The sequence below is a fragment of the Enterococcus salsurae genome, assembly GCF_054784955.1.
Genome location: NZ_BAAHWY010000002.1, coordinates 85,016 through 98,151 on the forward strand (window position 1 = coordinate 85,016; position 13,136 = coordinate 98,151).

The 13,136-nt window shown below is 43.0% G+C and carries 11 protein-coding genes; 1 reads left to right on the forward strand and 10 read right to left on the reverse strand.

Translation table 11 applies throughout. The annotated features are described in order from the left end of the window. Positions 1-14: 14 nt before the first annotated feature. From ACYVRS_RS04680 to nifJ, 3 genes are all read right to left on the reverse strand, one after another. Positions 15-1,118: a CdaR family protein gene (locus ACYVRS_RS04680; RefSeq protein WP_461202711.1), complete on the reverse strand. Its 1,104-nt coding sequence runs from the start codon at positions 1,116-1,118 to the stop codon at positions 15-17. Beyond that, positions 1,115-1,996 carry a diadenylate cyclase CdaA gene (cdaA, locus tag ACYVRS_RS04685; protein WP_461202713.1) on the reverse strand — a complete coding sequence of 294 codons (882 nt, stop codon included), beginning with the start codon at positions 1,994-1,996 and terminating at the stop codon, positions 1,115-1,117. The genes ACYVRS_RS04680 and cdaA overlap by 4 nt, the downstream gene beginning before the upstream one ends. A gap of 262 nt (positions 1,997-2,258) precedes the next feature. Then, complete coding sequence (gene nifJ / locus ACYVRS_RS04690) at positions 2,259-5,948, reverse strand: pyruvate:ferredoxin (flavodoxin) oxidoreductase (RefSeq protein WP_461203124.1); 3,690 nt, start codon at positions 5,946-5,948, stop codon at positions 2,259-2,261. A gap of 237 nt (positions 5,949-6,185) precedes the next feature. Here nifJ and ACYVRS_RS04695 point away from each other — a divergent pair, with 237 nt between their 5' ends. Next, positions 6,186-6,701 carry a DsbA family protein gene (locus ACYVRS_RS04695; RefSeq protein WP_461202715.1) on the forward strand — a complete coding sequence of 172 codons (516 nt, stop codon included), beginning with the start codon at positions 6,186-6,188 and terminating at the stop codon, positions 6,699-6,701. A 67-nt stretch (positions 6,702-6,768) separates the two neighbouring features. Here the strand turns inward: ACYVRS_RS04695 and ACYVRS_RS04700 are convergent, their stop codons facing one another. The 7 genes from ACYVRS_RS04700 to ACYVRS_RS04730 all read right to left on the reverse strand — a co-directional run bounded on the left by ACYVRS_RS04700 (position 6,769) and on the right by ACYVRS_RS04730 (position 13,136). Further along, positions 6,769-7,455, reverse strand: a complete 687-nt coding sequence (locus ACYVRS_RS04700) for a hypothetical protein (RefSeq protein WP_461202717.1) — start codon at positions 7,453-7,455, stop codon at positions 6,769-6,771. A gap of 19 nt (positions 7,456-7,474) precedes the next feature. After that, positions 7,475-7,972 (reverse strand): matrixin family metalloprotease, encoded by a 498-nt coding sequence (locus ACYVRS_RS04705; protein ID WP_461202719.1) that lies wholly within the window; start codon positions 7,970-7,972, stop codon positions 7,475-7,477. A gap of 220 nt (positions 7,973-8,192) precedes the next feature. Beyond that, positions 8,193-9,128, reverse strand: coding sequence for a DNA-binding protein WhiA (gene whiA, locus ACYVRS_RS04710; protein ID WP_312540807.1), 936 nt, complete (start codon positions 9,126-9,128; stop codon positions 8,193-8,195). Positions 9,129-9,164: 36 nt separating this feature from the next. Continuing rightward, a complete protein-coding gene (locus tag ACYVRS_RS04715; protein ID WP_313537446.1) occupies positions 9,165-10,166 on the reverse strand; it encodes a gluconeogenesis factor YvcK family protein in 1,002 nt (333 codons plus the stop codon). Further along, positions 10,163-11,053, reverse strand: a complete 891-nt coding sequence (gene rapZ / locus ACYVRS_RS04720) for an RNase adapter RapZ (RefSeq protein ID WP_312499470.1) — start codon at positions 11,051-11,053, stop codon at positions 10,163-10,165. The genes ACYVRS_RS04715 and rapZ overlap by 4 nt, the downstream gene beginning before the upstream one ends. A gap of 115 nt (positions 11,054-11,168) precedes the next feature. Then, a complete protein-coding gene (locus ACYVRS_RS04725; RefSeq protein ID WP_313537450.1) occupies positions 11,169-11,879 on the reverse strand; it encodes an amino acid racemase in 711 nt (236 codons plus the stop codon). Positions 11,880-11,882: 3 nt separating this feature from the next. After that, complete coding sequence (locus tag ACYVRS_RS04730; protein ID WP_461202722.1) at positions 11,883-13,136, reverse strand: carboxylate--amine ligase; 1,254 nt, start codon at positions 13,134-13,136, stop codon at positions 11,883-11,885.

A 13,136-nucleotide genomic window follows, 5' to 3' on the forward strand; every position in this document is an offset into this window, starting at 1 on the left:
TATTCTTACTCATTTCAATTTGTTGAATCAGTTTCACTTTCAGTTGACCCCTCAACACTTTCTTGACTGCTCTCCTGATCAGCGCTTATTGCACTGTCAGTCGCTGTCGTTGCAGGGGCCGTATCACCTGTCGCATCAGAACCTGATTCACTGCTTTCGTCTACTGTTTGGGCAACCGGCGTGATCTGGATCGTCACCTCTGTCGGATTGACAGTCGTACCGTCAGGTGCCGGTATCTGCACTGTTTGCTCAGTGGTGGATGTAATGCCGCTGATATCAACAGGGACACCGATTTGCGCCGTCTGATCCAGTATTTCTTGCGGACCTGTCAGTGCAGCACTGATCGTGCTCATGCGATATATATAATGTGAAATGCCAGCTGGCAAAGTGCCCTGTTGCGTAACGAACAACTCGACATCCTTGGTTGGTACTTCCATCGTGATCGCGACATCGACCGTATCTGGATCAGCAACGATCGCCAATGGATTTTTATTGATATCCCATGCTTCGATCACGGCGGATACAGTGCCCGAGTCGTTCGGGATGTCATCAGGATCAATGACTGCCACGACTCGATCGATATCTGCGGCTGTTTGTTCCCCAGTGGTGATCGTCACTTCTTGAGGCGAAGCCACCATTGTGTCAATGGCATACCCGCTGCTGTCATCTTCAGTAGACACAACAGGTTCCACCGTAAAGGTTTTGGTGACTTTCTTTTCGATCGTGACGGTGACTGTCTTCGGTTCGATTTCAGCTGACACACTGGAGCTGATGTTCTGTACTTCTAATGGAACTTCATGGGTGCCAATAGCCAAATCAGACAAATCCGCAACCACCCGAAAACTCCGAGTTTCTTCATTTTTTTCTGCATTCAATTGAACCCGATTGCGGCTGCTCAAAGTCACATTGACTGTGGTTTCAAACCCTTGGATAAAATAATCGTCCGTATCATATACCGTCTGAATCGGCACTGCTTCGATTTCTTCTTGATAAGTATTAGCTGCGCCAGAAAGATCAACTTGCAAGGTGGATCCACTAGCGATAAAGAATAAAACCAAACTAAAGAACAGCGCTAGTATACCATAAAATATATTCTGACGGCGATCCTTCTTCATCATTTTCTTCCCCCTTTGTTGACCCCTTCAAGGAAAGATTGCAGCACATTACGCTTGCCGCTTTTGACTTCAGGTACCAATTCACGATTCAATATCGCTAAATATTCTTGGCGCGACAATTCAGTCATCATTCGATTGTTCAAGGTGATACTGACATCCCCCGTTTCTTCAGAAACGATCAATGTCAAGGCATCACTCACTTCTGAGATGCCCACGGCTGCACGGTGGCGGGTCCCAAATTCTTTAGGAATCAATGGGCTTTCAGAAAGAGGCAAGTACGCACTGGCTACGGCTATTTTGTCTTCTCTGATAATCACTGCACCATCATGCAATGGGGTATTGGGAATAAAGATGTTGATCAATAATTCTCCGGTCACATCCGCATCTAGTGCAATACCTGTTTCGATATATTCTTCCAAACCTGTCGTCCGTTCGATCGTGATCAAAGCACCAATCTTGCGTTTCGCCATGTATTGCACGGCTTTGTCTAAGGATTGCACCAAGACTTCATCTTGATGTTTTTCATTTTTAGATGTTTTGAATAACGAACTACGGCCCAAATGTTCAAGCCCTCGCCGAATCTCCGGTTGAAAAATGACGATGGCTGCAATCACACCATAAATGATGACTTGGTCCATCAACCAGGATAATGTTTTGAGTCCGATGATCCCAGCTAAAAACCGCAAAACAATAAACAATCCGACCCCTTTGAACAACTGGATCGCTTTGGTTCCTCGCACGAGCTGAATCAGCTTATAAACTAAATACCATACTACGATGACATCTAGAAGATTAACAAAAAACGAGAGTGAAAATATATCAAAAGAGAGCAGATTGCTCCAATAATCTAAATTAAAAAAATCAGTGAAATTTATCGACATAAACAGCCTTCCTTTATTCTTAAGACTTCAAACAATAGTATAACATAGGTCTTATTCAAAGATTCAAAAAAAAACAAAATTATGAAAAAGTTTCAAAAACCATGAAAACCTTTGTTTTCAGTCTACCATGTTTTTCTTAGTAAAGGAGATGAAAAGGCTTGTTAGCAGTAAATCATTTCAAAACGCCGCCTAAACGAAAACAATCAGAGAAATGAAAAGAACAGACTCTTTCGCATTTTTCTGATTGTTTGTTTCACTTATTTTATGGTTGTTTCCGACGGGCTGCTCTCGCTGCGCGTCTTGCTTCTTTGGCCGCTGCCTCTTCTGGTGTCAGCGTTCGCGCTTTGCGCTCTTTTTTGCCTTCGACGGTACGCGCTGATGCGGTCGATTCAAGGTCGGATTTGTGGATTGAGGCTTCAAGGTTCGCTGGTTCTAATTTTGCACGAATTTTATCTTCCACCCCAGCGATTCGGGCATACCGATAGAAGCGCGTGCGGGCATCATTGACGGTTTTGGCAAACAAACCTTCACTGGCTGTGGCATTCGCATTTCTTAAAGATGCAAAGCGGATTTGCGTGTCCATAAACGCAGGCATGAGATTAAAATCTGGTTTTTTGAAATCTAATGTCATTGGGGTTTTTCCAGCTTCTGCCAGCAAAGGATTATATCGATACAACGACCAGTAGCCTGAAGCCACAGCTTCTTTGGCTTCTTTCAATGATTGGCGCATACCGCCTGCTAAGCCATGGGTGATACATGGTGTATACGCGATGATCAAGGATGGTCCAGGGAAGCGTTCCGCTTCTTCAAAGGCTTTGATGGTTTGCATTTGATTGGCACCGGAAGCGATCTGTGCAACATATACATGGCCGTATGTCATGGCCATCATGCCCAGATCTTTTTTGGCTGCATATTTGCCGTTGGCCGCAAATTTAGCAATTGCTGAAGCCGGTGTGGCCTTCGACACTTGGCCGCCTGTATTGGAGTAGACTTCATTATCTAAAACCAAAATATTGACGTCGGCGCCAGATGCCAGAACATGATCGATCCCGCCAAAGCCAATATCATACGCCCAACCGTCGCCACCGATCATCCATTGACTTGGTTTCACGAACAAATCATTGTTTGCCAAAACATTAGCAATCGCGGGGTGCTTATCCGAATCAGCAGTCAAGGCTGCTGTTAATTTCGCGGCACGCTGTTGGGTCCCAGCACTGTCTTCACGGTGCGCCAACCAATCACTGATCAATTCCTGAGTTACTTCAGAAACAAATGCTTGAAGGGCTTCAAGTTGTTCTGCCAAAGCTTCTCGCCGGGTTTGATTCGCCAAAAACATGCCATAGCCATATTCTGCATTGTCTTCAAACAGTGAATTAGACCAGGCTGGTCCTTGTCCTTCTGCATTTGTTGTATAAGGCGACACCGGTGCGGCAGCTCCCCAAATAGAAGAACAGCCCGTGGCATTGGCGATCATCATTCGATCACCAAACATTTGCGTCAACAGTTTGACATAAGGTGTTTCTCCACATCCAGCGCAAGCACCCGAGAATTCTAACAGCGGCTTGGTGAATTGCGAGCCCATCACGGTACCAGGTTTGGCTGGATTTTCTTTTTGCCGTAAGGTCATCGCAAAGGCCCAATTCACAGCTTGTTCTTTTTGCTCTTCATAGGGTTTCATCGTTAATGCTTTCCCTTTGGCTGGACAAACTTCGACACAAAGTCCACAACCTGTGCAATCTTCGACTGAAACTTGGATGCGGTACTTCTGACCATCTGCGCCACGCATCTCTCTGACGATGAATCCTTCTGGCGCTTCAGACAGCTCGTCTTCATCCGCTAAGAAAGGACGAATCGCAGCATGTGGGCACACAAACGCACATTCATTACACATCGTACAGCGATCAGCCAACCATTCCGGTACTTCAACTGCCACGCCGCGTTTCTCAACCGCAGTGGTCCCCAGAGGCATTGTTCCTTCTGTCATCTGGTTATTCACGAGGGTGCCGACCGAAAGCGCATTGCCTTCTTGACGATTGACAGGTTCAACGATTTCCCGGACATACGTCGATTGGGCATGAGACGTTCTGACGGGTACCTCGATCGTTGCCCATTCTCTAGGGATCTCGATTTTATGCAGCAACTCAATTGTTCTATCGATGGCAAGTTGATTCTTTTCAACGATCGCCATTGATTTATGGCCGTAACTTTTAAGCGCTTCTTCTTTCAAGATCGGGATGATCTGATCGATGGGCATGATATCTGCCAAGTAAAAGAAGGCCGTTTCCATGGCTGTATTGATCCGACCGCCTAATCCGACTTCCATCGCCAATTGCATGGCATTGATCGTATAAAAGGCAATCTCGTTCTCAGCTAGATAACGTTTCATTTTCTTTGGCAGATTCTTCATGATCTGCGCTTCATTCCATGTCGTATTCAGCAAGAAGGTGCCGCCTTTTTTCAAGCCTTTCAACAGATCGTAAGTGTGTAAATAAGCTGGTGTATGACAGGCGATAAAATCTGCATGTTCGATCAGATAGGTGGAACGGATTGGGGTATCCCCAAAACGCAAATGAGAAACCGTCAAGCCCCCCGATTTTTTGGAGTCATAATGAAAGTATCCTTGGACATATTTATCTGTTTGGTCGCCAATGATCTTGATTGCGGATTTATTCGCGCCTACGGTTCCGTCTGAACCAAACCCCCAAAATTTTGCTTGGAAAGTGGCAGGATTGGTCAAGTCTAAAGCACCTTTAGACGCTAAAGATAATCCTGTGATATCATCAACGATACCGATAGTGAATCTTTTTTTCTGCACTGACTGAGGCTGCAGCAACTCATCATAGACAGCAACGATCTGATCGGGCGTGACATCCTTAGATCCTAACCCATAGCGTCCACCAATGATCGTTGGACGAATCGCTGCATCATACATCGCACTTTGCACGTCCAGCAATAGCGATTCACCATTGGCCCCCGGCTCTTTGCTGCGATCCAGTACGGCGATCGATTGAACGGTCTGCGGAAATTTTTCCAAAAAAACTGCCAAAGGAAATGGTCGGTACAGATGAATCGTCAGCAAGCCGACTTTTCTGCCTTGTCGGTTCAAATAATCTACTGTTTGCTGGATCGTTTGCGCAGATGAACCGATCGTAACGATAACTTCTGTGGCATCCTCTGCACCATAGTAGTTGACCAGATCGTATGACGTGCCGCGTAATTGGTTGATCTGCTGCATGTATCCCCGGACGATCTCTGGTAAATTGTCGTAGTACTGATTGATGGTTTCCCGTTGTTGAAAATGGATCTCAGGACTTTGGTTGGTACCGCTGATCGTTGGGTGATTGGGATTCATCGCCTTCTTGCGAAAAGCGGTCACCTTATCTTGATTGACCATTTGTGCCAGATCAGCAAAGTCAATCACTTCGATTTTTTGAATTTCATGACTTGTTCGAAAGCCATCGAAGAAGTTCAAGAATGGGACATTGGCTTCAATCGCAGCGAGATGGGCCACCGGTGCTAAGTCCATCACTTCTTGAACAGAGCTTTCTGCCAGCATCGCAAAGCCCGTCTGTCTGGCGGCCATCACATCGGTATGATCTCCAAAAATATTCAAGGCATTGGTAGTCACCGCGCGACTAGCTACATGGAAAACCCCTGGTAATAACTCACCGGCGATCTTGTACATATTGGGCAGCATCAGCAACAAGCCTTGTGACGCAGTGTAGGTGGTCGTTAAGGCACCCGTTTTCAGCGAACCATGCACGACGCCTGCAGCGCCAGCTTCTGATTGCATCTCAACAACTTTTACTGGTTGACCAAAAATGTTTTTCTTGCCTTGCGCCGACCATTGATCCACCAATTCAGCCATTGTTGAACTCGGGGTGATTGGGTAAATCGCAGCCAATTCAGTAAAAGCATAGGAAATATACGCAGCAGCAGTATTCCCATCCATTGTTTTTCTTTTCATTCTTATCTATCTTCCTTCAATCATTCAATTTGCACAATAAAACACAACTCATTATAGCTGATTCCCCTGTAATAATAAAGCTGACTGCAAAAATTTAAACAAATTCGTGAAATCACATACATTGATTTTTCAATGATTCACTGGATCTTTTGAGAAAAACGAACAGGATTCTTTTCATTCTGCTGTTGTTTCGTTACACTAGAGAAAAAGGAGGTTTCATCTATGGATACATCAATCATCAATACATCACAAACCAATGCTACAACTGGCATCCAAATCGGTGCCGCAGATGCGAAACCAATCATCGAGTTCATCAATGTACGCTGCCCCTATTGCCGCCAGTGGTTCGAAGAATCATTGTCGATCTTGACAGAAGCTGTTGCAGCCGGCAAAGTTCGCCGTGTCATCAAACTATTCGACAAAGAAAAAGAATCCTTACAGCGAGGCAATGTGATGCACCGCTATATCTCCACCAATGATCCAGCGGCAACGATCACTCAGTTGACCAGAATCTTTCAAACACAAGATGAATGGGGACATTTAAGCCTGACGGAAGTCTCAGCATATGCGGAAAATACGTTAGGTTTGACGTTGAGCAATCATCCTGATCATGCATCAGCGATCGTTGAAGAAGCCAATCAAGCAACGATTCAATTTGTCCCAACTGTGATCTTAGATGGACATATCTTTGATGAATCGATCAGTGCAGATGAATTGACTGATTTGATCAATCAATAACCACGATAAAAAGGCAGGGAGCAACTGTTGTTTTCTCCCCGCTTTTTTATTACAGCAATATATCCTACTATTGAATAAATTCACTGATAGTTGCTGCATATTTATTTTTTGCTTCTTGACGAATTTGCTCCTGGTGATTATAGGCAGATATTATTTCTTTACTATATTCTGTACTTGATTTTCTAAGAATCTCCGGATAATCTGTCTGCTCTCTTTCTAAATCAACTTTCCCATAATTTATCCCAGCAACTATATAATATGGATCTGTTTCAGATTTTCTTAAGAACAAAAGATAATCTTTCTCTTCATCAATTAGATTATAGCCGACGATATGATAAGTGACGTCTTGCTTTTTATCATAAGCCTCGTTCTCAAGCATCGTAAATGTTTCACCCTGTTTAAGTTGATCACCAGAGATACTTTTTTGCACTCGAAATGTCGATAAGGTATAAGCAATGTCGATTCTGTCTTCTTTCCCATATAAAATCGTGGGTTCATCTTGCGCTATTTTTTTTGCAACCACGATTTCGTCCGCAGTAGCTTCAACATCTTCTAGATGATCAAACTCATCCACTTTAGCATCAAGATACATATGTTTACCAAAAAGGTGTTCATCTCTTCCATTGTCATAAGAATCTTCTTGATTTACATTATGTCGGTCTCCTTTGCTTGATATACTTTCATACCAATTCCATCTACCAATACCTGCAACAATCAAAATAATCATCATAAAAATCAATGATAACTTCTTCACTATTTCTTCCTCCTTCTCTTTAATACTTTTTATTCATACCGGACTTATCATCCGAGAGTGGATATGCCTTATTATTGAACCCAAGTGCTCTCATCACTGCAATTGAATTATTTTTCTCTTGGGTATGACTCAAACCAATAGCATGACCAACTTCATGGACAACAGTTTCATTTCTTGTAGCTGTATTTGCATTTATAAAAGCTTTATAATATCGGATATCACTCTCAGAGTTAGTATTATAGTAACAAACTCCGTAAGTACCATTATCTGTATTAACTACCCCTTGATAAATATTTATCTTACCTGAAGAAGAAGATTTCACATAAACTCTTGTACCATCATAATTCCAAGCAGTGGCTTTGTTCAAGTTAGTAGTGTACCCATTAGCTGATGACAAATTGTTGTACTGACACGTGTAGCCAACATTCTGATTGTTCAAAACATAAGCATTCACATTTTTTGCTCCAAACTGAAGTCCAATTAATAAAAATAGACACAAAAAAGCAAACTTCTTCATAAAAAACATCTACTTTTCTTTTTTCTGAATAATTACATATTTATTTTAACGAAAAAAGAAAGCGTTATCAATATGTATTTTATTTGTTAAAATTAAAATAAAACTTGCAAAAATAAAAAAAGACTTTACTTCTATGAAATCAGAAGTAAAGTCAGCGATAATATTCTATTTATATTTTCTCATAGATTCTATCAAAGCATCTCTTTTGATAACGATTATTTTAACTCACTTGTTCCCGTAAACGATCCGCAAATTCATTGATTTTGCGAATGCGGTGATTGATCCCTGATTTTGAGATTGCGCCGGAAGGAATCATCTCCCCCAATTCTTTCAAGCTGACTTCTGGGTGTTCCAACCGTAAAGCCGCGATCTCTTGCAGTTTATCCGGCAGGGCTTGCAGACCTACTCGATTTTGGATAAATTCGATATTATCGATTTGTTTGGAAGCTGCGTCTATGGTTTTATTCATATTGGCCGTTTCGCAATTGACCAAGCGATTGACAGAATTCCGCATATCCCGCACGATCCGCACATCCTCAAATTTCAGCATAGAATTGGTTGCCCCGATCAAGGTCAAAAAATCAGCGATTTTCTCTGCCCCTTTCAAGTAGGCGATACTGCCATTTCTGCGCTCCAAGGCTCTGGCATTCAAGCCATAGGCATTCAGCATATCGCAAATATCCTGGTTGTGCTCTTCATAGATCGAGTAGATTTCCAAATGATATCGGCTGGTTTCCGGGTTGTTGATCGAACCAGAAGCCATGAAAGCACCCCGGAGATAAGACCGCATTTTTTGCGTATTCCCCATGATTTCATCCGACACATGACTATTAAACATCAGCCCATCCATGATATCTAAATCCAACAGAACCCGCTTAGTATCTTGTTTCAAACGAACGATGTACACGTTGTTTTTCTTCAATTTCATTTTTCGTCGCACCAGCAATTCACTGCGTACATCGTAATGATCTTTCAGCAATGAATAGATCCGACGAGCGATCGCGGCATTTTCGGTTTGCACATTGAGCACGAACTGCTGATTGTTGATGCTCAGCGATCCATTCATGCGAATCAAGGCAGCCAACTCAGCTTTGGCATGTTCGCGATGGACTTCTAATGTCGTCAATTCTTTTTTTACTTCAGCGGCAAAGGACATGTTGATCCCTTCCTTTCTCAATTACACACAAAAAAACTAGATCTTAGCGGCATAGACGATACGCAACAATTCCTCGATGACTTTTTCGCCATCATGGAATACCCCGCCGTTTTCTAATGCCAGAAAATCGGCAGAAACCACTCGGCACGCCTCATCCCTCAAGCCTTTGAAATCATGCTTGACTTGCACCAAATACTCATCATAGATCTCAGGGTCCATGTAACCTTCAGGTACTTTCTCTGTATTGACCAAAACTGTATCAATAAAAGGTTTGCCTAAATGTTGGTGCAGTATCCGGACATGATCGGCATCTGTAAAATACTCAGTTTCACCTTTTTGTGTCATGATGTTGCAGATATAGACGGTTTCAGCACTTGTTTCCAATAATGCTTTACCGATTTCGCTGATCATCAGATTCGGCAAAATGCTGGTGAACAAGCTTCCTGGGCCTAAGACGATCATATCGGCATCCATGATCGATGACACCACTTTGCGGGCAGCTTTAGGGAGGTCATTGTTCTCTTGATTGCGGACAAATACATGATCGATCGTTTTGCGGTCGAGAGCAATTTTAGACTCTCCTACGGCTTCCGTTCCATCTTTGAAGACCGCATGCAGCACTAAAGGCAAATCAGATGAAGGATAGACTTGTCCTTCGATGTGCATGATTTTTGATAAAATTTGAATTGCCTCATAGGTACTGCTGCGCATTTCTGCAATAGCCGCAATAATCAGGTTGCCTAAGGCGTGGTTGGCCAAAAACTTATCTTCTGCTTTAAAGCGATATTGAAAGATATCATTATACAGTTGCGGCATATCTGATAACGCAGCTAAGACGTTGCGTAAATCGCCTGGAGGTGAAATCGATGAGACCAGATTGCGGATCTCACCGCTGCTGCCGCCATCATCGGCCACGGTGACGATAGCCGTGATATCGACCCCTTGATTACGCAAACTTTTCAAAATCACTGGTAAGCCAGTGCCGCCGCCAACTACTACGATTTTAGGTTTTCTGATACGGTAAGTTTTCATCTTCATGATCGGTTCACCGTTTCTTTGCGTTTATCTTTGTCCCGGTGCGTGATATTGACTTTATATTCAGTTGCCAATGCCGCACCTATACGTTCAGATAACGCCACTGATCGATGTTGACCGCCGGTACAGCCAATGGCGATCGTCAGGCTGCTTTTCCCTTCACTGACGTAACCAGGCATGATTGTTTGCAGCAAGCTTGTAAAGCGTTGATAAAATTCTTCGGTTTCAGGAAAAGACATCACATAATCATAAACGGGCTGATCTTTCCCAGTCAGCGGACGCAACGCCGCAATATAATGCGGATTTGGCAAGAAACGGACATCCATGACAATATCAGCGTCAATCGGCAAACCGTATTTAAAACCGAATGAGAGCAGTTCCACACGAAAGCCTGTTTCATGGGAAGAGCGGAACTCTTGATTGATTTTTTCTCTTAATTGTCTGGGTGTCAGTGTCGTTGTATCGATCACGATACTGGCACGGGTTTTCAAATCTTCTAAAATCGCACGTTCTTTGCGAATACCTTCTGTGACTAAACCATCCATGGCTAAAGGATGCGCTCTGCGGGTTTCCTTGTAACGTGACACCAACTCACTATCGGAAGCATCTAAAAACAACATGCGGGTATCGATGAAATTGGTGTTCTCAATATCGATCAGCATGCTTTGGATTTCTTCAAAAAAGGAGCGAGAGCGTAGATCTACCACTAAAGCAATCTTCGTAACTTTGCCAGATTCCTTGATCAACTCCCAAAATTTAGGCACCAAGCTTGGCGGCATATTATCGATACAAAAGTACCCCATATCTTCAAAACTCTGGATTGCGACGGTCTTACCCGCCCCACTCATTCCAGTAATAATGACTAATTCTAAATGATCTACTTCAGTCATTTCGCAAAACTCCTTTCTCCAACTCTTTTATTATATCATGCCGGGTGTATCATGGGAATACTTGCGCACCAAAAAGACGTCAGCTGAAAAGGATCAGCCAACGCCTGCGTAACGTCTAATCTTGTTTTCTTAATGCCAACGCTCTTTCGATTGTCAGATCGACAATGATCGATTGCGCATCAACGACAGGATACGGATTGTTTTCCGTAAATTCCTCCATCAGTGAAAGCTCTGTACAGCCTAAAACCACGGCTTCGCAACCAATGTTTTCCGTCACTTCTTGCAAAATCTCGAAGTAAAGAGCTTGATCCAAATCGCCATTTTCTTTGATGCGCTCATAAATCAACGTATTGACTTTCTTTTGGATCGACAGCTTTGGCAGATAAACATCGATGCCTAACGCCCGCAACTCTTTCTCGTAGATCCCAGCTTTGATGCTGCCTTCTGTTCCCAGCAAAGCGACTTTGCCGGTTATTCCTCGGTCTTTGACCGCTTCTGCAGCAGCACGCGGCATATGCAGAATAGGGATCGGTGTGGCTGCTTGCAACGTCTCAAAGAAGTAATGTGCCGTATTGCAGGTCAAGACGATAAAATCAGGCTGCAGCAAATTTTGTTTTTCAATATCATCCAGCAAATAGGGTACTGGATTTTCTAATTGGTCGTTCAATATATATGCGGTTCGATCAGGAACAGTCGCATGATTGAACAGGACATAGTTTAAATAATCTTGGTCTTTGTGTGCTTTGGTTCTTTGGTTCAAGATCCTGACATAACTTTCGGTCGCCATCGTACCCATTCCACCTAAAATACTAAAGAAATTCTCCATCGACTATCCTTCTTTCGTAGAGAAAAATGTTTTGAACCGTTTGTTGTACAGGTAAAACATTCTCTTCAACAAGACCCAGCGTTTGAGAGACATATCTTTTTTATAAAAGACAGTCGTTCCCCAACGGTCTTGCGCCAGTAATTTCTTGGCCCGTTCTTTGCCCTCATTTTCTTTGGCATATTCTAAGAAGATATTTTTTGGCACACCCAGCCATAATTTGGCTTCAGGTGTATCAGCTTTTCCATAAATAGTATCCGTATATGGTTTGTCAAACACGAGATCTTCTGTCAAAAATTGTGCCAAATTTAAGCCGCTCAATGTGATAAAGAAGCTGCTGCGTCCTTGACGCAAGTTGATTTCAAATAATTTGTACTGGCCATCTCGTCGGTCATATTTTAGGTCAAAGTTGGCAAATCCGACATAATTGATCTCCTTTAAAAACTTACGGATCATTTGATAGATTTGTTGATTCTCATCAGGAATGATCACGACGTAGTTACCGACAGCACCTGGTGTTGGATCTTCTAATAGCGGATGTCCCAACGCCATTACGCGTACATGATGGTTTTCATCAACATAGGCATTTAGGACCCGCATGTTGCTGTCATCACCTGGAATAAAATCTTGGACAATCATTTCATCTTCATAGCCCGCTTGATAAATACGCGAGACGATTGTGTCAAACTCTTGTCGATTATCAATAATAAAAGCTTTTTTCCGGCCTTCAAAATCCACAGACAACCACGCGACACTATTGGCCGGTTTCAAGGCCACCGGAAAGTCGAAAGGCAACGCTTCTTTGAATTGACCATCAGTCAACAAGTCTTTCGTTAAGATAAACGTCTTAGGATAGGGCAAACCAAATTCTTCACAGACTTCATAGAAACTAACTTTGTTGATCAGTCGTTTCAATAATGCATAATCATTGGCAATAAATGTGTAATAAGGCTTTAGTGCTTCTTTGTGTTTTGCCAGAAGTTCCGCATAGCCATCTCCGCAAGGAATCAGCAAATAGCGTACTTCGGGATCATGATAGGTGGTTTTTGCTAGATCGACCAAAGTATCAAAAAAACCCGGATCATGGTCAAACCCATCGACTTGATTTACTTTCACGATTTTACTGAAGCGTGTTGGGGCCAATTCAGTCCCTGCATAGGCAACTGATTGAATGCCATACGCTTCATGGAAGGCGCGTGCCATCCCATATACGTTCATATCACTACCCAATAATATTGGTAGAAACTTGTCCTGACTCAT